The sequence below is a fragment of the Mycobacterium persicum genome (genome assembly GCF_002086915.1).
Classification (GTDB): domain Bacteria; phylum Actinomycetota; class Actinomycetes; order Mycobacteriales; family Mycobacteriaceae; genus Mycobacterium; species Mycobacterium persicum.
In genome coordinates, this window is record NZ_MWQA01000001.1 from 6170977 (window position 1) to 6192499 (window position 21523).

At 66.7% G+C, this 21523-nt stretch carries 15 protein-coding genes; 12 read left to right on the top strand and 3 right to left on the bottom strand.

What is annotated here, in order from left to right; all coding sequences use genetic code 11:
* The first annotated feature begins 1 nt into the window (after position 1).
* Complete coding sequence (locus B4U45_RS27940; RefSeq protein ID WP_075549517.1) at positions 2-412, top strand: PIN domain-containing protein; 411 nt, start codon at positions 2-4, stop codon at positions 410-412.
* A gap of 232 nt (positions 413-644) precedes the next feature.
* On the opposite strand, the gene B4U45_RS29675 is transcribed toward B4U45_RS27940, so the two are convergent.
* On the bottom strand, positions 645-899 hold the full coding sequence (locus B4U45_RS29675) for a plasmid pRiA4b ORF-3 family protein (RefSeq protein WP_244899427.1): 255 nt from the start codon (positions 897-899) through the stop codon (positions 645-647).
* Between B4U45_RS29675 and B4U45_RS29680 the strand changes: the two genes are divergently transcribed.
* Positions 780-1160, top strand: coding sequence for a hypothetical protein (locus tag B4U45_RS29680; protein WP_075549516.1), 381 nt, complete (start codon positions 780-782; stop codon positions 1158-1160). The two genes, B4U45_RS29675 and B4U45_RS29680, sit on opposite strands and share 120 nt — an antisense overlap.
* A 75-nt stretch (positions 1161-1235) precedes the next feature.
* Positions 1236-1358: a hypothetical protein gene (locus B4U45_RS30000; RefSeq protein WP_255246028.1), complete on the top strand. Its 123-nt coding sequence runs from the start codon at positions 1236-1238 to the stop codon at positions 1356-1358.
* Positions 1359-1433: 75 nt separating this feature from the next.
* Here the strand turns inward: B4U45_RS30000 and B4U45_RS27950 are convergent, their stop codons facing one another.
* Entirely contained in the window at positions 1434-1634 is a 201-nt protein-coding gene (locus B4U45_RS27950; protein ID WP_240316645.1) for a hypothetical protein, read from the bottom strand.
* Positions 1635-2708: 1074 nt separating this feature from the next.
* Between B4U45_RS27950 and B4U45_RS27955 the strand changes: the two genes are divergently transcribed.
* The 3 genes from B4U45_RS27955 (at position 2709) to B4U45_RS27965 (ending at position 8999) form a co-directional block, all read left to right on the top strand.
* On the top strand, positions 2709-5027 hold the full coding sequence (locus B4U45_RS27955) for a WD40 repeat domain-containing protein (protein ID WP_075549514.1): 2319 nt from the start codon (positions 2709-2711) through the stop codon (positions 5025-5027).
* 5 nt (positions 5028-5032) lie between these two features.
* Positions 5033-7660 carry a WD40 repeat domain-containing protein gene (locus B4U45_RS27960; protein WP_075549513.1) on the top strand — a complete coding sequence of 876 codons (2628 nt, stop codon included), beginning with the start codon at positions 5033-5035 and terminating at the stop codon, positions 7658-7660.
* A 214-nt stretch (positions 7661-7874) separates the two neighbouring features.
* The gene (locus B4U45_RS27965) at positions 7875-8999 is read left to right on the top strand and encodes an RDD family protein (RefSeq protein ID WP_082275663.1); all 1125 of its coding nucleotides are present in this window, start codon (positions 7875-7877) and stop codon (positions 8997-8999) included.
* A gap of 385 nt (positions 9000-9384) precedes the next feature.
* Here B4U45_RS27965 and B4U45_RS27970 read toward each other — a convergent pair whose 3' ends face one another.
* Complete coding sequence (locus B4U45_RS27970) at positions 9385-10155, bottom strand: Rv2253/PknI dimerization domain-containing protein (protein WP_075549512.1); 771 nt, start codon at positions 10153-10155, stop codon at positions 9385-9387.
* A 350-nt stretch (positions 10156-10505) separates the two neighbouring features.
* Between B4U45_RS27970 and B4U45_RS27975 the strand changes: the two genes are divergently transcribed.
* From B4U45_RS27975 to B4U45_RS28000, 6 genes are all read left to right on the top strand, one after another.
* Complete coding sequence (locus tag B4U45_RS27975; protein WP_082275662.1) at positions 10506-11186, top strand: DUF4190 domain-containing protein; 681 nt, start codon at positions 10506-10508, stop codon at positions 11184-11186.
* A gap of 112 nt (positions 11187-11298) precedes the next feature.
* A complete protein-coding gene (locus tag B4U45_RS27980; RefSeq protein ID WP_075549511.1) occupies positions 11299-11982 on the top strand; it encodes a DUF4190 domain-containing protein in 684 nt (227 codons plus the stop codon).
* Positions 11983-12076: 94 nt separating this feature from the next.
* Entirely contained in the window at positions 12077-12604 is a 528-nt protein-coding gene (locus tag B4U45_RS27985; RefSeq protein ID WP_075549510.1) for a hypothetical protein, read from the top strand.
* Positions 12605-12612: 8 nt separating this feature from the next.
* A complete protein-coding gene (locus B4U45_RS27990) occupies positions 12613-15375 on the top strand; it encodes a vWA domain-containing protein (RefSeq protein ID WP_241780350.1) in 2763 nt (920 codons plus the stop codon).
* Complete coding sequence (locus B4U45_RS27995; protein ID WP_075549509.1) at positions 15360-18902, top strand: tubulin-like doman-containing protein; 3543 nt, start codon at positions 15360-15362, stop codon at positions 18900-18902. The genes B4U45_RS27990 and B4U45_RS27995 overlap by 16 nt, the downstream gene beginning before the upstream one ends.
* A 2-nt stretch (positions 18903-18904) precedes the next feature.
* Complete coding sequence (locus B4U45_RS28000; RefSeq protein ID WP_075549508.1) at positions 18905-21523, top strand: hypothetical protein; 2619 nt, start codon at positions 18905-18907, stop codon at positions 21521-21523.

Below are 21523 nucleotides of genomic sequence, written 5' to 3' on the forward strand. Positions count from 1 at the left end.
TGTGACGCCCACATTTGGCGGTTCACTTGACGCCAATGTCGTTCTCCGCCTGCTGCTTAACGATGTTCCGGACCAGCACGCGGCGGCAGTCGCACTACTTGAACGTGCCGATGCGCCATTCGTCGTGTCGGACTTCGCCATCATCGAGGTGGTCTTCGCTCTGTGCCGCCACTACGAGTTCAGCCGTGCCGCGGCAGCCGAGGCGATCGAGGGCCTGATGTCGTTGACCCAGATCGATTGCAACCGTGTCCTGTTCAAGCTCGCACTGCCGTTTTTCACCGATCATCCGAAGCTGTCGTTCGAAGATTGCTGCCTGGCCACGCATGCGGAATTGTCGAACGCGACACCATTGTGGACCTTCGATAGGAAATTGGCCGGCCAGGCCCAGTCGACCCGACTGGTGCCGATTTAAGACATGCACCCTCGAACTCCGATTGCCGTGAGTGCTGGATAGATGCCGGGTTGGATATCCAGGCTGACCCATGATGCCGTGTCACCGGGAATTCTGTTGGCTGGTCACGTGTCCGCGGCCGGACAAGACACTTCGTCCAGGCGGGGACCGGTTTGGGACCACACATTATGCGCGGTGGGTGGCAACTCAAGTCCTACCGCGTCGTGCCCGGCAGGAAGCCATAGTGAGGTTGTCAGCGTTTAACGCGCACGTCGATGCCTTCCTCATGCGGCACGAAGTGCGAGTCGCTGAACCCCTTGTTGACCCGTTCCGGCTCGGCCTGCGCGGGGTCAGGGAGCACCTCGGCGAGGCTTTCGGCGTCGACCAAATGCCCGCAGTCTTCAGGCGGCGCGGCGCGGTCACCGTCGACGACAACCGCTGCGGGACAGTTACTCTCGTCGTGAAGAACTTCTTCGAGACGAATGCGATCGCCGGTCTGCGTGCCGATTTCGTCCGGCAACCTACGGTCCACGCCTATCGGTCGCTGCTGGACTTTGCCGCCACGATCCATCGCGCCGACACCGAACGCGCCTGGGCGCTCGACCACCCGCGAGAACTGGCTCGTGGGGTGCTGGTCCGGCTCTCGCTGAGTGAGGGAGACGTTGACGCCGCGTGGGAGGCCGCCGACCGCTACGGTCCCGGATGGGCATGGCAGGAACTCGCTACCCAAGGCGCCGAGGCTCGGCCGGTAGCCGCCGCGGATCTGTAGCGACCGTAGCTCGAGAACGACCTGCGGCATCCCAACACCAAGCTCTACCCGGGCATTGCCGCAAAGCTGGCGACGATGGCGAAGCTGTATGAAACCGGCGGTCGCAGCGCTGATTTCGCGTCGTACATCGCCAAGGTCCGGCAAGAATACGGCAGGCGCCCCTCGCTGATGAAGGCGCTCGAAGCGAAGGGGCTCTGAGCGCCGTCACTCGCTGGGCCGGGGTGTGAAAAGTACGGCTGCGTCGACCCCATTGTTGGCGTAATTGCGCCACACTTACTCATGACAGCGCTCGCTGAGCGCTTTCGCCGCTGTGGACACCTTCATTACCAGTCGACGTTCGCGATCCCTGACCGCAGTGAAGTGGTAGTGCTCGTAAAAGGACTGCGCTTCGCCGTCGATGGCATCCACCACAACGGGTCCACATGTCTTGCGCGATGCCGGACGATCTGCGGCGGCCGCGGTTCGCGCACGCATCGTCAGCCCCCCGTCGGAGCCGACCTCGACAATGGCGAGGTGCGGCGGTGCGGCGCGACGCTGCCTTACCGACCAGACATCGACTGAGCGCCAACGGATTTGCGAACGAAACGTCCGGTGCGTTGTTGAGTGCGCTAACCAAACTCCCTGCAGGACAATGGCTTACATTCAGATCAAACCGCGCAGTGCTCGTCGCGGTAGCCGGCGCAGCAGCCAGCGCGGCAGCCGCCGTCGTCGCGCCTCCGGCAGCCGGTGCCGACCCGGTCGTCGACCTGATGGACAGGCTGCCGCCGGGCTACAGCGAAAGTTCGTGCCATTCTGTGGACGGGCCGATGGCGGACCCGGGAGCGATAGCCATGGTGGAATGTTCCGGTAATTCGTTGCCGGGCGGCCCAACAAGCGCGCGCTACACACTGCTCCGCGATACCAGCGCGCTAGAAAACCTTCACGAGCATGTACCACTCACACCACTTCAGGCCCGCCCACTGCCCTGGATCGGGCGCCACGCCGGCCTCTTGGACTCGACCGGACGGCCGGCCCGGTGGCTCGATCGCTTGCGGCATCGTTGAAGGCGACGTCGCTGCCTTGCTGTGGACGAACGACTCCGGTCCGCTCATCGCCTTGGCCCAAGGGGGATCCGAGACCAATAGCCTGCCGGGGCGCGGCGTCGACGCCCTGTGGCAATGGTGGTCCAGTTCGGTATTACCCGGCTGATTCGCCCGCCGCTTAGCCGCATTAGGGGACTCTGGCCGCCGGGGACGAACCGCTCACGTGGCGACGCAGCCGGCCGCTGACAGCGACCTTGCGAGCCAGCCAAGTTCAGCATGCCCACCCGGCGCTCACGCGTTACCACGGAGGCACATTGCCGGTGCTATCCGAATTGGGCCGATAAGAGGTCAAAAGGCTCTGTTTGGAGAATCAAAAGGCTCTGTTTGGAGAACTCTCGACCGCTGAGACTGAGTAGTCGGGATCGCGACGTTGGCATCGGTTGTCGATCCCGGCCGATAGCGCCGGAGGTTCACAGGGCAAGAGCCGGCCCCGGGTGATGTCTTCGACACTGCAAAGGAGATCTCGGTGGAAGACACGACCGAACGCCAGGTCACCGGTGAAGAGCGGCAGGCCGCCGAACACCCGACTACGGTCGCTGAGCCTAGGCGCCCGCGCGCGCTCATCGCCGGACTCGCGGTGACCGTCGTCATCGTCCTGGTCGCCGCGGTGGTCGGCTTCGTCATGGCGTTTCACGCAAAGCGAGAGGCGAATCGCAATCTTCGCCAGGCGACCAGCCTTCGCGTGGTCGCCGAAGCTCAGGCGATCCTGGCCCGTACCCGTCCCGGGACGGACATCACCGCCTTTCAAGGACTGGTCGCGGCGCAGCGACTTGCGCCAAGCCCTGATGACGGTCCGTTACGCAGCGTGCTGGAAGACAACTACCGGGCATTGAAAATCATCGAGACATCCTTCCAGCCACCCAATAGCGTCACCGCCGTCGCGTTCAGCCGCGACGGGCGGCGCATCATCGCAGGCGATGACTCGGGGGTAGCTGCCTGGAACGCCGAAACCGGCCAGCCAGTCGGCGAGCGGGAGCACCTCCGCGGTGCCCCAGACGTGGTGGTCAGCCCGGACGGCACGCGGGCCGTCGCCCTCTTGCGGGACAAAGCGCAGGTATTGGATGCCGAAACCGGCCATCCGATCGGCGACCCAGTGAAGCTCATCGGCGTCGCGTACAGCATGGCGATCAGCCCGGACAATGCACGGCTCGCCTGCGGCAGGAAGGACGGCACCATTCAGATCTGGGATCTCAACACCGGCCGAACCGTCGGTAATTTTCTTGCGGGGCACCAGGATACGGTCCTCGCAGTCGCGTTCAGCCCCGACGGTGGCCGGATCGTCTCCGGCAGCCGGGACAAGACGGTGCGGGTGTGGAATGCGGCCACCGGTCAACCCGTCGGTCAGCAGATGACCGGTGGCTCGGTGCTCAGCGTGACGTTCAGCCCCGATGGCACCCGGATTGCCTCCGGCAACGACGAGGGCACCATACAGCTGTGGAACGCCGACGTGAGCCAGGCAGTCGGCCCACCGATGACCGGCCACACGGGGAACGTGTACAGCCTGGCATTCAGCCCCGACGGCACGCGGATCGTCTCCGGCGGTCAGGACAAGACTGTGCGGCTATGGAATGCCGACACCGCAGAGCCCGCCGGCCCGCCACTGGTAGGCCACCGATGGACGGTCGCGACCGTGGCGTTCAGTCCCGACGGCAAACGAGTCGCCTCCGGCGGCGGGGATCGGACAGTCCGACTGTGGAGTGCCGAACCTAGCCCACTCGTGGGCCAGTCGCTGACCCCGCCCGGCTGGAGCCCACAGCCACCCGGCTGGCTAGCGAACGTCAAAGTGGCGGTCAGTCCCGACGGCAGGTGGATCGCCTCCGGTGGTAACGGCATCGCGCTGTGGGACCCCACCACCGGCCAAGCCATCGGCACCCCGATCACCGGATACGGAGAATTCGTGGCGTTGAGCCGCGACGGCAAGCGGATCGCCGCGATCGGTGACGGGAAGGTCCATGTGTTGGACGTGAGCACCGGCCGACCCTTGGGCGCCCCGGTGGAGAACTGGGACGTGCGAAGTGTCGCGTTTAGCCCGGACGGCACCAGGATCGTCTCCGCCGGGGACGACAAGACCGTCCGGCTGTGGGACGTGGCTACCGGCCGACAAATCGGAGACCCTATGACCGGCCACAGTTCCGATGTGAAAAGCGTCGCATTCAGCCCGGACGGCACGCGCATCGCATCGGGCAGCCTCGACGGTGTGCGGTTGTGGGATGTCACGACCTGCCGGCAAATCGGTAGCCCGATGGTGAGCACCGGCACGGAGACCAGAGGCGTCGAGAGCGTCGCCTTCAGCCCCGACGGCACGCGCATCGCCTCCGACGAGGTTCTCGTCTGGGGCAACAGGATTCGGTTATGGGACTCGGCCACCGGCAAACCCGTCGGCCGGCCGATGACGGCGAAAACGGTGATGAGTGATCCGGGCCTGCTCAAACCCGACATGAGCATGGCGTTCAGCCCCGACGGCAAGCGGATCGCTTCCAATATGTGGGATCGCACCGTGCGACTGTGGGATGTCGCCACCGGAGAACCCGTCGGCGCTCCGCTTCGGGGCCCCACCGCGGACGTAACGAGCGTGGCATTCAGCCCGGACGGAAACTTCCTCGTGTCCGGAAGTGAGGACGGGACCGTCCGGTTGTGGCTCAACTATCCCGACGCGACGTCGGGACTGTGCGCCAAGCTCTCCAGCAACATGAGCCGCAGGCTGTGGCAGGCCTGGGTGTCGCCCGACATCGACTACGTCGAAGCCTGCCCCGGACTTCAGATCAAGAAAGAATACGAGTGGTAGGTCCCATGAGCGGCAACGAGGCGGTCAACAACGAGATCGAGCAGATTCTCCCGCGCGACCCCCAGCAGCGCCAGACCGCATTGGAGCTATTGCGTTCGGCGTTCATTCCCTGGTTGGTCACCATCAATCCCGACGACGATCAACCGATGCGGCGGGCGGCGCGCCAGGCCGATCTGCCCGAGGCAAGCCGCCCACTGATTGACGCGCTGGTGGACAAGGGGCTGCTGGTGCGCGACGAACGCGACGGGCAGGTGGTCGTGCAGGTGGCGCCGGAAAGCCCGCTGTATCAATGGGATGAGCTGGCCGGCTGGCTACGTGCCGAACGGCGAAACCTCACAACAGCCGAAGCCCACGCCGCCGACCTGCGCAGACGCGTCCGCATCCAGCGCGCCGTCCTGGCCGGCACCGTCGTGATCGCCCTTGTCGGGGCGATCGTGGCCGTGGTCGGGTTCATTCGAGCCGTCGACGCCAAACACTTGGCGGACACCTGGAATAGGGAAGCGATCGCCTTGAAATTGAGCTCGCAGGGACAGGCCATCCTCGCGGGTGTTCGCGCCGGAGGCGATATGCGGGGGATCCAGCAGATCCTCGCCGCACCGGCCATCGCGCCCAGCACCGACATCAGCGCGCTGCTCACCGCGGTGGTTGAGCGACAATCCACGATCAAGATCATCCCGGCGCCCGACGCCGTCAACACCGTGGCGTTCAGCCCCGACGGCCGCCGCATCGTCTCCGGCGGCGCCGATAACACGCTGCGGCTGTGGGACGCCGCCACCGGCACTCCCGTCGGCGCCCCGCTGACTGGCCACACCGCCCCGGTGCTCAGTGTGGCGTTCGGCCCCGACGGGCGGCGCATCGTCTCCGGCAGCGACGACAAAACGCTGCGGTTGTGGGATGCCGCCACCGGTGCGCCTATCGGCGCCCCGCTGACCGGCCACACCGGCCCGGTGGAAAGTGTGGGCTTCAGCCCCGACGGGCGGCGCATCGTCTCCGCCGGCGGCACCATCGCCGACGGCACGGTGCGGTTGTGGGACGCCGGCACCGGCCAGCAGATCGGCGCCCTGCTGACCGGCTACAGCGGCCCGTGGGACAGTGTGGCGTTCAGCCCCGACGGGCGGCGCATCGTCTCCGGCAGCGGCCCCGTCGGCAACGTCGGGCCCGGCACGGTGCAGGTGTGGGACGCCGACACCGGCCAACCGGTCGGGCAACCGCTGACCGGCCACACCGGGCCGGTGTTCAGTGTGGCCTTTAGCCCCGACGGGCGGCGCATCGTCTCCGGCAGCGCCGACAGCACGGTGCGGTTGTGGGACGCCGGCACCGGTCAGCCGGTTGGCGCTCCGCTGACCGGCCACACCGGCCCGGTGGCCAGTGTGGCGTTTAGCCCCGACGGGCGGCGCATCGTCTCCGGCAGCGCCGACAGCACGGTGCGGTTGTGGGACGCCGGCACCGGTCAGCCGATCGGCGCTCCGCTGACCGGCCACACCGGCCCGGTGGCCAGTGTGGCGTTTAGCCCCGACGGGCGGCGCATCGTCTCCGGCAGCCCGGACGGGCGACGCACACCCCCCGGCCCAGTCGAGGGCACGCTGCAGTTGTGGGACGCCGGCACCGGCCAGCAGATCGGCGCCCCGCTGACCGGCCACACCGGCGCGGTGGCCAGTGTGGCGTTTAGCCCCGACGGGCGGCGCATCGTCTCCGGCAGCGACGATAAGACACTGCGGCTGTGGGACGCCGCCACCGCTCAGCCCATCGGTGCCCCGCTGACCGGCAACACCGCCTCGGTGGCCAGCGTGGCGTTCAGTCCCGACGGGCGGCGCGTCGTCTCCGCCAGCGCCGACACGGTGCGGTTGTGGGACGCCGGCACCGGCCAACCTATCGGCGCCCCGCTGACCGGACACACGCTGTGGGTGTCCAGTGTGGCGTTCAGTCCCGACGGGCGGCGCATCGTCTCCGGCAGCGCCGACGACACGCTGCGGTTGTGGGACGCCGGCACCGGCCAACCGATCGGCGCCCCATTGACCGGCCACACCGCCTCGGTGTCCAGTGTGGCGTTTAGCCCCGACGGGCAGCGCATCGTCTCCGGCAGCTACGACAAGACCCTGCGGTTATGGGACGCTGCCACCGGTGCGCCGATCGGCGCCCCGCTGACCGGTCACACCGACCCGGTGACCAGTGTGGCGTTCAGCCCCGACGGGCAGCGCATCGTCTCCGGCAGCACCGACACCACACTGCGGTTGTGGGACGCCGCCACCGGTGCGCCGATCGGTGACCCGCTGACCGGCCACACCGACTCGGTGACCAGTGTGGCGTTCAGCCCCGATGGGCGGCGCATCGTCTCCGGCGGCAGCATCGCCGACGGCACGGTGCGGTTGTGGGACGCGGGCACCGGCGAGCAGATCGGACCAGCACTGAGCGGCCACACCGGCACGGTGTTCAGTGTGGCGTTCAGCTCCGACGGGCGGCGCATCGTCTCCGGCGGCCTCGACAAGACACTGCGGTTATGGCCGGGGCCCGCGGCCTGGCCTGATCTGTTGTGCGACAAGCTCGTCGCGAATATGAGCCACAAACAGTGGCACGACTGGGTGTCCGCCGACATCGCCTACATCAGGCTCTGCCCGAACCTGCCCGTCCCCTAGCGCCCAAGGAGCCGACCGGCCTCAACATTTGCGGCAGAAATCGGAGAGAGCTTCCCCCGAGAGGTAGTGATACGCGGTGGCGCGCCCAATTCCGAACGCAGCGGCCAACTTACGCACCGCTGCACCTGTGAGCTTTTGCCTACCGAACAAATCGGTGACGCGTCGCGCACCCAGGCTCGACAGTTGATGCCTCGACCCGCAGGAGAAGGCGCTGATGAAAAAACCGCAATCACCCTGGTGGTACCCGGAACTCGGCGGATCGCCCCCCGGGCCGCCGTTGCCGCCGGGTTGGTACCCGGATCCGGTAGACACCAGCCGGCGCCGGTACTGGGACGGCGCGGTGTGGGACGCATCGCCATACACCCCTGCGTCCCGGGATCAGGCCGCGATGGCCGCGATGATGGTCGTGGAAAACCGTCCACCCGATAGATCCGATCGAACCCCTCGAGGTGGAGAAGCTTCCGGCCTGACGGTCACCAGGGGAATCTCGCTGATCTTGCTGGCGCTCTTATTCGGGTCCATTGCTTCGGCGTCCTTACCCGAAGGCCCTACACATTGGAACGAATATGCCACCGCGGGGGCCGACACCATCTGGCGCACTTACTTTCTGGCAATCCTGACGCTCTGTGTCGGGGCGTTGGTGCTGGGCATCCTTTCGCTGACAAGACCCGCAAGTCACCCGATGTTCAGCGTTATCGAAGCGGCAGCGGTAATCATCGTCGGGTTAGCCGGCTGCGTACTTGGGGTCTTGTCTGTCGGTAACGGAACCGATATGGCGACCCCGCTCACCTTTCTCGGTACTGGCGCTCTGTTCGCACTCGCCGGTGGAATCACGACGTTGCTGTCCGTAATTGCGGTCGTCGACCGACGCCGTTCTGGTGCTCAGCCGTCACCCGGGCCGCTGCCGTCCGGTGTGCAGCCCGGTCCGTTGGGTTTGCGGTTTCTCGCCCGGCTGATCGACGGCCTGCTGGTCGTCATTGTCGCGGTGCCGCTGGCCGTGCTGGCGGAAACTCACATCGGGGCTACCGGCTTATTCCCCGGCTTGTTTTCCGGGTTGCTTGCCTTCAGCTACTTCGTGGCGTTCGAGGTGAGTCAGGGCTGGACCCTGGGCAAGAAGCTGCTGGGTATGCGGGTGCGCGGACCGGCCGGCGCCGAGAAACCGACCGTGCGGCAGTCCGCCGTCCGTAACCTCTTCACACTGCTCGCGATCATCCCCTTCATGGGCGAAGTGCTCGTGCTCGTCTGCGGCATCGTGATCGCGGCGACCATCCAGTCGAGTCCCACCAAACAAGGCAAACATGACGAGTTCGCCGGCGGAACCCACGTGGTCAAGTATTGACCCCGGTGACCGGTGACCGGCGTCGGCGAAATCTGATGCGTCACTTCTGCCGTGCGCAATAGGCAAGATCTGCGGATCGGCGTGACACGCTCTCATTTCCGCCCGCCGGGTCGAAGCGGGCGGCCGGACTCCGGAAGCACAAGGGCGATCAGTCTCGCCATGGGTTCCAATCTGTATCCCCGACACGCCTTCAACCGCACACGAGGAGCGCCTCATGACCGCTACCTACGACGAGAAGCAACGAATGGTCTTCGGCGCCAACACATATCGGCGTGAGGCGGACCCGATGAGTTTGAACGCCATCCCGGCCGCGGGGGAGCCCGGGCCTTTGGTGACCCGCCGGCGTCGCGATGATCGACTCGATCGGGTTGGTCCGATCAATTTTCTACGGGTGGGGGCTGGTGCTGGGTGGCTCGGATGGCAGCTCGAACAGTGATGGATCGGCGAGGACCACTGCCGTGGGCACATCGCCTTTGCGTGTCACCAACAGCGGGGTTCGATACACATATCCGCGATTGCCGCATTCGTCGCTCATAGCGGTGTCGGTCTGGATGCCTCGAAGTGTGCCGTCAGGCTGCGGCTCTAATGACCACACGAAGGTCTCACTGGTGGCGATTTGCGGGTTCGTTCCTCCGGGGCAGCCCTGTCCGGGCCCAAGGTGAGGTGTCTGCGCCCAGTGACCATCGACAAAGCGGAGCACCATACCGCCGCCTACCGGCGCTTGGTGGTTTTCCTGGGCCAGTTGGGCACCCGTGCCGACGCATCCAGCCGATGTGCACAACGAACGTAAGGCCCACCAGTCGACGCTGGACGACATATCACCAACCGTCCGCTTGCCGTTCACCGTCTGCTTCGACCAGTCGTACTCCACGCTGAAGGTGCCGTCGAGTAGCGGAGTCACACCCGCAACCGGTGGAACCGGGCTGCTGGTCAGCGGCGCGGCGGTAATGGTCACCGGATCGGCCACAGTAACGGTGGGCGGTAGCTCACCTGTCCGCACCGCCACCAGCGGAGCCTGCCACACCGGGGGCTCTGCTTGTGGTGAACGGGAGTCGACTTCGTCGAAACTCCCCGTTGCTGCGGCTGCGTCGCCGGCATCGACGCCGGTTGTACCCTGACGGTGCATCGGCGCCCCGCCGGATATCACCTCGTTCACCGGCTGAGGCTGGTCTCCCGGCCTGTGCGGATCGACATCGTTGGACACTTGCCTTTCCTTTCACATGCCGCTATCTCGGATCGTAGTGGTGCGAACGTGGTCGGCAGAGAAAAACCCGGGATTCGCCGGTCCTCATGAGAAGCCATGGGGCCCAACGAGACCCGAGGCTTGACAAGGCCCTCATCCGAGGCAGCTGTTGACGACCACGGTCACGACCTGACAAGAGGTCTCTGGTCGTGTCGCCGTTCGATGCAGCCTCGCACCGACCGGTGGTAAGCAGTATTGGTGATTCGGAGCCGCAAGATGGTGCAATCTAGAGCGGTGCTTACGGTCGGACCGGGACGGTGCAAATGACCTCGGGCGGATACGGCGGGGGCTCGGGAGACCCGTTCGGCGCCGGCTCCTTTGACGCCGGCCCATTCGGTGGTGACGGCTCGGTCCCCGGGGCGCCCGAACCGCCCAGTCGCCCCCAGGGCGAGATCAATACGCTGGCCACCCTGTCGCTGGTGTTCGCGTTTTTCTTCGCCCCGGCCGGCGTTGTGCTGGGCCATGTTGCCTTGGCACGGATCTCCCGTACCGGAGAACGGGGTCGCGACCGCGCGCTGATCGGCCTGACGCTGTCGTATGTGTTCATCCTCTTCGCGGTGGTCGCCCTGGTGGTGTGGCTGGTCATGGGCGCTGGCAGGGGCCCTTCGCCAGGAGGGACAACCACCTCGACCACACCGCCGACCACAGCCACCCCGTCGACGAGCATCGTCACCAGCGTCGTCACTGCGCCGTCTACGACGCGGCCAACGTTCCCGGTTGAGGATATGCGGGTTGGCGATTGCGTGGAGATACAACACCTATACCCCGACCCGACGAACCCCGATCAAACCCAAATAAGCCTGTTCTACTCCGTGCCATGCGAGGCCCGCGATGGGGTGTTTAGGGTCGATAAGATCGCCACCCAACGGAACCAGTGCCCCGGCTACGCACTGGTCAACGCCGATGAGACCCTCGTCGCATGCGTCTCCGAATTCCGTGGATAACCCGACGAGAGCATCTGGCTAAGAGAAGCTCGAATGGTGTCGCTGCTCAACGTCGTTGACGGAATCTGTTCACCGGGGCCGACGGGTGACACCAGAACGGTAGACTGCATCGGTGACGCAGGCTGGGGATCCGTTTCAGCAGGATCGTGCCGATCAGTTCGGTACGACCACCGGGCCGCCCACGTTCAGTTACCCGCAGCCGGGCGGCGATCCATGGCAGGTGGGTGGAAGTGCATTCCCCACGCCGCCCGCCCAAAAGGCGAGCTTAGACACGTATGCGGTGCTGTCATCGATCCTGGCCGTCCCGATGCCCCCGGCGGCCGTTGTGCTGGGGCATCTGGCGTTGCCCCGAATCCGCCGCACGGGTGAGCGCGGCCGATTAGCGGCCATCGTGGGGCTGGTAATCGGTTACCTGATGTGTGCGGTGCTGGTGGCCGGGGCAATCTGGGTGGCATCGACGGCTCACTCACCGTCGAGTCGGAACGCGGCCACGCCGACCACGAGCGCACCGTCGCTTCCGGCGTCGACGTCAACGTCGACGTCGATAGTGACGGTGCCGCCGTCCATCCGGCCACGCGTGAAGCTCGATCTCAGCCAGGCCGCGGTGGGCACCTGCGTGGAAATTCAGCGCCGAGGAACCGAGGCGGATGAGCTTGATCTGTTCAAGGTTGACTGCGAGCACCGCGAAGGCGTGTACGTGGTCACCGCTCGGGTAAGCAACCAGTACGAGTGCAAGTCGACATACATCGCCGCGCCTCCGGATCGAGGGTTCGCCGTGTGCTTGAACCTGTACTGAGCGGTGTTCGCGGACCGAGAGGGGATGGAGACGATGGAGACCGACGGCAGGCAAGCTATGGGCACCGTATCCGCACCTGGGGGTTCTGGCTGACATGGCGCCGTCGGATCCGTTCGATTTCAGCGATTTCGGCGCCCCCTCGGCCCGCCAGCCGCAGCAGCCTGGCGCTCCCGCGGCGAGTCGATCCGCAGGGCGGGAAACCAACCGTCCATTCGACACCGGTTTTGATCCATTCGCCGACCAGGCCTTCGACCAGGCCCGTCCAGTCGCCGGCGACGCCTTCGGCGTGTCTGATCCTGGGCTTGGCGGAGGCGCGCTGGTGGTCGCCCGTCCTCCCGTGGCGCTTTTCGCGCTCGCGCTCGGGCTGGCGGTGGCGGGGGTGGTGATCGGAGTGCTGTGGGGGCCTTCGTTGCCGGCCGCGTTCGCCGGGTGGCTGCTGGCTGGTCCGGTGGCGATCGGGGTGCTCGCCGAGTTCACCCGGGTGGACACCCAACGCCGGGCCAACGCGGTGTATTCGGCGCCACGCTGGGTCACAATCCTGTACTGGGCGGTCCTGGGCGTGTGTCTGCTCGGTATCGCCGTCGGCGCCTGGCACATCGCGATCTGGGCGGGCGGGCTGTAGGACCACCGATGATGTTCCGCTACCAGCTAGGCCGACACCCCAAAGCCCCGAGAAGCGCGCTGGTCGGTATCTCAGGCCGTATCACAGCGGTTGCGGCGCTGGTCGGTGCCCTGATGTTGTGGGGGTATTCCATGCCGACAAGCCAGGCCCAGCCCGACAATGGGGTAGCACGCTACGGCGCGTGCCTGGCCGCGCAGAAACAGGGAGACTTACTCATCCTGGTTGACGAGTCAAGCAGCCTGCAGAACACCGACAGCAAAGCGGCGCGGGTGCAGGCGGCAAAGTACCTGGTGCACACCTTGGGTCGGTATGCCGACCGCATCCAGGCCAAGCTCGACGTCGCCATCGCCGGGTTTGCCGAAAACTATGTCTCCGAACACAACTGGACACCGCTGACCGATGCCACCTCCCAGCATGTGGGCGATCAGCTGTCGACCCTGGCGTCGAAAAACGCTGGCATCGACACCGATTACTGGCTCGCTCTCGACGGCGCCCGCCAGGCGCTGGCCTCGCGCGGAAGCGGTGTCGGCGGCGCCGACCGCTGCCAGGCGATCGCGTGGTTCTCCGACGGCAAGATCGATTTCACCGCGCGGCCGCTGACCAAGCCGTATGCCGATGGGGTCCGCCTGGATAGTCCGAACGGCGTGGCCGAAACGGTTCGGCAGGCCACCGAATCGATCTGCCGGCCGGGTGGGCTTGCCGACCAACTACGCGCCCGCGGCATCGTGATGTTGGGGGTGGGCCTGGGTGATGCCGCCAGCGCGTCCCAGTTCGATGTCATGTCGGCGATCAGCACCGGGCGTGGACTCAACGGAATGCCCTGCGGCAATATCACCGAACCCACCCCCGGCGATTTCTACCGGGTGACCACTATCGACGACATGCTGTTCGCCTTCGATTCGCTGTATCCCGACCCCGGTGTGCCGCAGCGCAAAGGCCCGGTTTGCGAGTTGCAGGTTTGCCCGGAGGCGCGCCACGACTTCGTGCTGGACCGCTCGATCAAGTCGGTCAAGATCCTGGGCTCCGGTGGCACGCCCGGCATCGTCCCGTACCTGATCTCGCCGTCCGGGCAGAAGGTCGAACTGCCGAACAGGCCGGGCCAGATCAGCACCGAAATCACCGGCACACCAGTCCAATACGAGTGGCTTTCGGACTCCTCGCAAACCATCACGATCCGCAACAGCGGCAGCACCGACTGGGCGGGCAAGTGGGCGATCGTCTACGTCGACACCACCGGGCAGCACCCCGATGCGGTGTCGCGGGTCAGCATTCACATCATCACCGACATATTTCCGGTCCTCATCGACGCCGCGAATCTCGCCTGGCATAGCGGACAAGCGCTCAAGGGTCTGATCTTCGGTCTGGCCGACGGGCAGGGCCATCCGGTCAAGCCTGCCGAGCTGGCGGGCAGCGCGACCATGTCGGCGACGCTGGAACCCGATGGCGCTCCGAAGATTCCGTTGCTCGTGTCGGTGCCCAAAACCGCCATCGGCAAACCCGTTGACGCCGACCTGACCGCCGTCAAGCCCGGACATGCGATCCTGCGGATGTCGTTGACCATCACCACCGCTCCGGCGACCGATCGCAACGGCGCCCAGATTGCCCCGGGAACCACGCTGTCGCCCCAAGACGTCGAGATGTCGATCCAGATTCTGCCCAAATTGGGACTGCCCACCCCGGCAAGCCGCATCGACTTCGGCACCGTGCAGGCGGCCAAAGGCGCGAACGGCTCACTCGCCATCACTGGGCCGGGATGCGTGTGGATCGCCGCAGACGACAAGGACAACGTCATCGCCGCCCCTGACGGCATCGGAAACACCCGCATCACATCGCCGGCCAGTGGGCCGGAAACCTGCCTGAAGGTGCCGGCGGGTCAGACCGCCGGTCTGCCGGTCACGTTGCGCACCGACCGCGACGGCCGCGGCGGCCTGAGTGGCACTGTGCCGGTTCATCTTTCGCCATTGGCCAATCCGAGCGACGCTCAGGTCATCGACGTCCCGTTCGCCGCGTCGTTGACCAAACCGCTCAGCAAGACCAACTTCGTGCTGGTGTTCCTGGCCGCGTTGCTGCTGGGTCCGGGCATTCCGCTGGCGCTGTTGTATGCCGGCAAGTGGTATGCGGCCAAGATTCCCGGCGAGCCGATGCTTGCCGAGCGGATACCCCTCGAGGTGGACCCCGACTCCGACACCGTGATCCGTAACGGCTCGCCGTTCGCGATGGCCGACACCGACCTGCTCAGGTTGGTGCCGGGCCTGGCCGGCGGCGCCCGAAGCCTGGTTGTGCTGGGGGTTACCTTGACCGCGACTGTTGGACGAAGCCCCTTCGGCACCGGCCACGTCGTCGTCGACGTCGACGGCAGGGTCAGCGTGGGCTCGGCACTTCCCGGCACGGATCGCACCGGTCTGAAGGCGGTGCTTCCCCTTGCCGTGCACAACAAGTGGGTGGTGTTGCACGATCCCGGCGGTCCACCGAATAAGGCCGACGTGCTGTTGCTCGCGGGGGGCCGAACCGACAACGCGGCGCGTCAGCGGATCTACGAGGACATCGGTCGACGGCTGCCCGAGTTGCTGGCTGCACTGCGGAACCGGGCGGCCAACGCGGGATTGGCGGGGCCCACCGAATCCGAGCCCGAATCACCCTACGGCCAGCCTGAGGCGACCACACCCGCGTCGGACCCATTCACCACGGCAGAACACACCGCGCGGCCGGGCGGTTTCGATTCCCGGCCTTTCGACCCATTCGACGAAGGAGCCTCATGCGACGATTCCTGATTGTTGGTTGCGGCGGCTCGGGCGGCGCGACGTTGGCCTACATGATGGACCAACTCCGCTCGGAACTGCATGCGGCCGGTATCGAAAGGCTGCTGCCCGGATGGCAATTCGTCCTCATCGATGTGCCCAGCGGAGCCGAGGACGGACCGGAAGGGCTGAGCAACGTTCCAGCGCAGGGCGGCACCTACATCGGCTGCGGGCCGCAGGGCAGCAGCTACGCGATCCTGGACGCGGCGCTTTCGCAGCGGCTGGCCGCCAATGCCGCGCTGGATACCATCGCCACCTGGGCACCGCGCCACCCGGAGGAAGTGACCAACCCGATCTCGACCGGCGCCGGACAGTACCGCGCGATCGGGCGGATGATCATCCTGAGCAAGGCCGGCGAGATCCGGTCGAAGCTCCAAGCCGCCTGGGATCAGCTGTTTCGGGTGGAGACCATCTCCGCGATGTCGACGGCGCGGGTGCCGGGCATCGGCCCGTTCGACCCGCATCAGCCGCCGCTGGTGCTGGTGGTGTCGTCGATGGCCGGCGGGGCCGGCGCGTCGATGGCCCTGGATGTGTGCCGGTTGTTGACGCTGGTCTCCGGGCTGGACCCGAGATTGATGGGCCTATTCCTGGTCACGCCAGACATTTTCGATTCGCTGCCGGAGAGCGCGCGGACCGGTGTTCGGGCCAACTCGCTGGCCATGCTCGGCGAGATCGTCGCCAGCCAGTCTGGTGCCGCAAGGGAGCACGACGTACGGATTTTGCGGGCGCTTGGACAGCAACACGGCGAGGGTGAGCCGATCCCGTTCGCCCGGGTCTTCCCGGTCGGACGCTATGTCGGCGCCGACCGCACCCTCTTCGGGGACGGCTCGCCGTTTGCGGTATACCGGGGACTGGCCCGCGGCCTGGCCGGTTTGGTGATGAGCGGCACGGCCAGCGACCAGTTCGTCTCCTACGATCTGGGCAACACCGCCTCCCCGGCCGGCGACCGGGACCTGTTGGGATGGGGCAACTCGGTGTGGGATCCGCTGCCGTGGGGGACATACGGATTTTCCAGCCTCAGAATGGGTCGAGACCGCTACGCCGAATACGCCGCGCAGCGGTTGGCTCGCAGCTGCGCCGACAAGCTGGTTTCCGGTCACATGCAGCCGGGCAATCCGGCGTCCAGCAACGAACAGCTGGAGTCGTTGTTGACCAGCCAATGGGCAGCCATCTGCAGCGAGCTCGGATTGCTGGCCGCCGCCGGTGGCGAGGACATCAACGCACTCGGAAACTGGGTGGCCAACGCCGCGTTTCCACCCCACGTGGTGGCTCCCACCGTCAACGCCATCATCGATCGGCAACTCCGCAGCCACCTGCCCAGCCCGGAAGGAATGACCGCCGCCCAGTGGGTGCCGGTCTTCCGGCAGGCGATCGCCAACCGTCGTGACGCGCTGACACAGGCTTGTTCGGACGCCGGCTACCGGCTGGCCTTCGGGTGGCAGCGGGCCTTCGCCGACCGGCTCGACGACGTCGTCGGCAATGCGATCGCCGACTTCGGACTGCCGTATGCCCGGGCACTGGTCGACCAGCTTCGCCGTCACATTGACGACGTGCTCACCGCGCCGATGGGCCAGCTCGGTTCGATGGGGCCACCCGACGTTGTCGCGCTGCCGCCCAACGTGGACACGGCGCTCACCTCGCTGCGCGGCGTGATCAGCAACGCCGACCAGGTGCTGGCCACGACATTGGACGGGTTCCGCGGCGCCGTGCGCCGTCAGGTCTATGCCACCGCCGCGGCGCGGCTGGCGGATCTGTTCGCCGTAATCGGCGGCGAGCTGCTCGTCCCGCTGCGCGACGCGCTCTCCGAAGCGCTGATCCTGCTGGAGAATGCGCAGGCCGAGCCGCCGTCCGATGTCGGTTTGGCCCGCCTGGCCACCGACCAGTACGCCGCGTGGCCGGCCGACGCCGACGAGTTCGTCCCGGCCCGGTTCGCCGAGGCCAACAACGAGGTCCTGCTGATCAGTTCGTCGGCCTTCAAGCAGCGCTACGAGGGCGATCTGGTCAAGGTGGTCGCGGCCGGCCGGACACTGGTGCCGTTTCGGGCCGCGATCGGGGAGGCCACCACCCGGGTGATCCTCGGTGTGTGGCAAACCACCGGTGGCATGGTTGCGCCTGGCGGTCTGGTGGAACGCAGCGCGAATTGGGTCACCCGGGCGCTGGGTACCGATCCGGACACCGGTCGCTCACGGGTGCCGTCGGTCGCCCAATTCGATATTCACACCCGCCCCGCCGAGCTGCTCGCGCGGGCCCGGCTGTACGTGGAGCGGCCCGGGGAGGCGTTCGACGAGTTCTGCAGTGTTTCGCTGCGCGACTATGTCCAGGGGGCCGGAGCCCCGGAATCCGAACTGACCGCACGCCGCCACGACATCGCCACCAAGTTCGCCGAGGCCTTGTCGCTGGCGCGGCCGTTGGCCAGCGTGAACGACCAGGCACTCACCCGGGTGCATCCTGGCCAGCAGGTCGAATACCGCTACAAGTTTTCCGAGATACCATTCGCCGGCCAGCCGGTGGGGCTGGCGCTGGCCGACACGTTGCGCTCGAACCCGCGCATCGACCAGGCCACCAAGGACAACTTCGCGCGAGCGCTCACCGACGATGACGGCGTCACCCACATCGACATCTTCGGCTCCTACCCGAACTACTCACCGCTGGCCTTCGACTCGGTGCTGCGGCCCCCCGCCCAGCAGTGGGCCGAGATCGCCGGCCCGGCCCGCACCCAGTTCTGGCGGTATCGCCGTTCGCGGCCGTTGTCGGCGTCGCTGCCGATGGGTGACGCCGAACGGCGCACCATGACCGCCGGCTGGCTGCTCGGCCAGATCATCGGGCGGATCCAGATACCCGAATCCCCCTACATCGAGCCGGTCCGAATTTATGACGGCGACGCCGAGCAGTGGCTGAGTTTCCCCAGTCCGCTGTTGACCCCGCCGTCGAATTTCACTGCCTCCTACGACTGGCTACCAGCGGTGCTGGAGGGGGTACTGCTGGCGATCGCGCAATCGCAAGACCCGCCGGTGATGCGTTCCCTGCGCCCGTATCAGGTGCTGCGTGCGCTCTATGACGCCAATTCGCAAGACCCGGCCGGCGGGATCGTGCAGCTTTCCGGGGTCGGCCTGCTACGCGATTTCATCCTCAACGGGTGGTCGAACCCGGACGTAGTGTCGCGGATCGAGGGCGTCGCGGCCGCCCAGACACCAACCGATCGGGCCGTGGCCGCGCAGGAGTGGCTGTCGACCGTCCGGGACACCAGCGCCGAGTATCTACCGCCGGGTGTGCCCAGGGCCGGGAGTGCCGGCGCCTTCGCCAGGATCGCGACCCGGTCGAAGGCCTCGAAGACGCCGATTTTCCGCGACCTGGCGCCTGACGTCTTCTGGGCCGCCGAGATGCTGATCAAGTTGGTCGGCCAGATCAAGGCGACGGCCGTCGACGGCCGATCCGCAAGTGCGGCAATGACTCGCGACGAGGGCGAGCAGATTGTGATACCGGACGGCGGAACCTTTTAGCGATGACCGCACTTACCGTGGTGCTGGCTCCGCACGCGCAGTCCGAAGACATCCTCGCGGTGCTCGCGGACTACTCCGCGGTCGGATTGCTGCGCAGCTTCGCCTGGGTGGATGCGGCCGCCGGCACGGCGACCGCGCTGCCCGCCACCATGGTGACCGATGGCCAGATGAGTCCGGTTGTGCTGCAACAAGTCCTGACTGCAAGGAAATACGACCGGGTTCGGCTCGCGGTTCTGGTGGCGGTGGAAGCACCCCTGCAATCCCGGATCCCGCTAGCCGTGGAGCAGTTCATGGAACAGGTGGTGCGGTCCAGCGCGATAGGTGCGCCGATCACCCTGCTGCGACTGCTCTATACCCCCGGCGCAGCCGCGGCCTTGACGGCCGACGCCGCACTCGTGCTGGAAGGGTGGCACAACCTGTTCATCGCGCCCGAGGACCCGTCGGGTCCGGAATTGGCTGCCGTCGCGCTGGACCGGCTTACCGATCCGCTCGACGTTGCACGCTATGTCGCACCGGTCGTCGCCGGTGTCACCGGCCTATGGGTGGACATCGACAAGACGCCTTTCGACGCGCTTGCGGTCCTGCCGGGGCTCACCATCCGGACGGTGCGCGCCTTCTACCGTGAGCTCGACACCGCAGACGTTGAGGCGCGCCTGCGGGCGCAGCTGTTCGATCCAACCGGTCGCCTGCCGTTGCCCCGCGCCGACCGTGTCCCGGTCGTCTTCATCGATGACGTGCCGACCGCGACACAGTCGATGGCGCGGGCGCTGTGGACCAAGCACCGCGACGTGCTGCGCGGTCCGCGAATGTCCCTCGGCGGCGAAGGGGCCCAACGGATTTCGATGGGAACTGCTCTCAAGATGTTTCTGTCATTCCTCGCCTCGGCACTGTGGCGGGCGCCGTCGGCGTGGATGTCCTCGGCGCTGGGCTCGGTGTCATCGGTGGTGGCCACCACGGTGCAGACTGCGGTGTTCGGCCGCTCCGGATCGGCCTACGACGTGGTCGCCGGTGCAGAACCGGCCAGCTGGCAAGATCTTGGCCGTAGCGCCGACACCCTCGGCAATGCGCTGGCCGAACCTTCGGGTGGCCAACACCTCGCGCAGCAGGACCTCAGCCGGCTGTGGACTGATTTCGTCAATGTCGCCCTGAGCCTGGCCGACGGCGGCCGCCGATCGGAAAGCCTGGAACCGGTGCGGGTGGGTGCCGCCGTCGGAGTGGTCCGTAACTGCTCAGATGTCGTACCGAGCGCCGACGACCGGTTCGCCGCCATCCCCGGGTCATTGGCCGCTGTCACCGGGGTTAGCGCGGTGGAGGCAACCGATTTGCTGGGGGTGGCCGCGCTGCGAGACCGGTTGCAGCGCACCTACGGTGACCCGGCCGCCGGAGTCGAAGCCCGCCGCGCCGCCGCGGCCCTGGACGGCTGGCAGCAGACGGTGTCGAAAAGCTATGCCTGGCAAGTCGGCTCGATCCTGGTCGACTATTTGCAGCGGGCCCGCAGCGAGGTGGCCGGCCTGGTGCAACAGATCCGCTCGACGGGCAACCGGGACGCCGTAGAGCAGCGGCTGAGCCAGCGCCAGCACACCACCGGAATGATCCTCAAGACTTTTGGCTGGAGCGTTTTCGGTGTGCTGGCATTGCTGGCCGGGGCGGCCGCGCTGGGCTGGGGCGGGTGGAAGTTCGCGCTTGTCACCGGCGGGGTACTGCTGGCGTTGTACCTGGTGATCACGCTGGCGTTGTTCCTGCTCACCCAGCGGGACCTGTTTGCCGAGATGAATCTGCGCCAGTCGCAAGCCGCTCGGTTGAACGCGATGCATTCCAATCTGCGCTCAGCGGTGCAGGATCTCAGCCGGCTGTCGGGCGCATATGGGCAACTGCTGGCCTGGAGCCGGGTGTTGGGAGCGGTGCTGCGGGCACCGTTCGGTTCCGCTGCCGCGCCGAGCCCTCCGTCCGGGCAGCTGGTCGACGGGCTGCCCACGTCGACCCACCTGGGCATCGCGATGCCGAGTTCCGACGATATGCAGACTGCTATCGACTGGATCGAGCACGGTTTGTACTCGGTGGGCTGGCTCACCCGGCCGTGGGAGGACATGCTGGCCGACGCGGGAAAACAGCTGCGCGAAGCTCCCGCGGCCCTGTTCGTCATGCCCGGCGTCGGGACGGGATCGGCGCTGGACAAGTGGTCCGCCGCGGTCGCCTCCGGCCAGATACGGGCCAAGGGTGCCGATGCGCTGTGGCAGCGGGTGAAGCACATGCTCACCGAATCGCCGGGCCCTGTCGGTGACACTATTACCCGTGCCGTGTTTGTCCCGGTGTCCGGGCGGACCGTTCCCGAGGCTGAGTTCAGCACCGGAGTCACCGACCACCGCCCGGAGCGCGCCGCACCTTTCGCCGGATCGCTGTTCACGGACGCCGCCATCACCGCCGGCCGTTCCGCAGCGGTGCTGGACGAATCCGTCATGACGCGCCGTGGATTGGGCTACCGCGCTGTCGTGGTGCAAGCCAGCGACGGCCTGCTGCCCTACGATTTCGCGGTCTTCGCGCCGCGAACCAGCATGGCCACCAGCCCCGACGCGACGACCGACCACGATGAACCGCCCGGTTCTGGAAAACTGGTCTTCTGA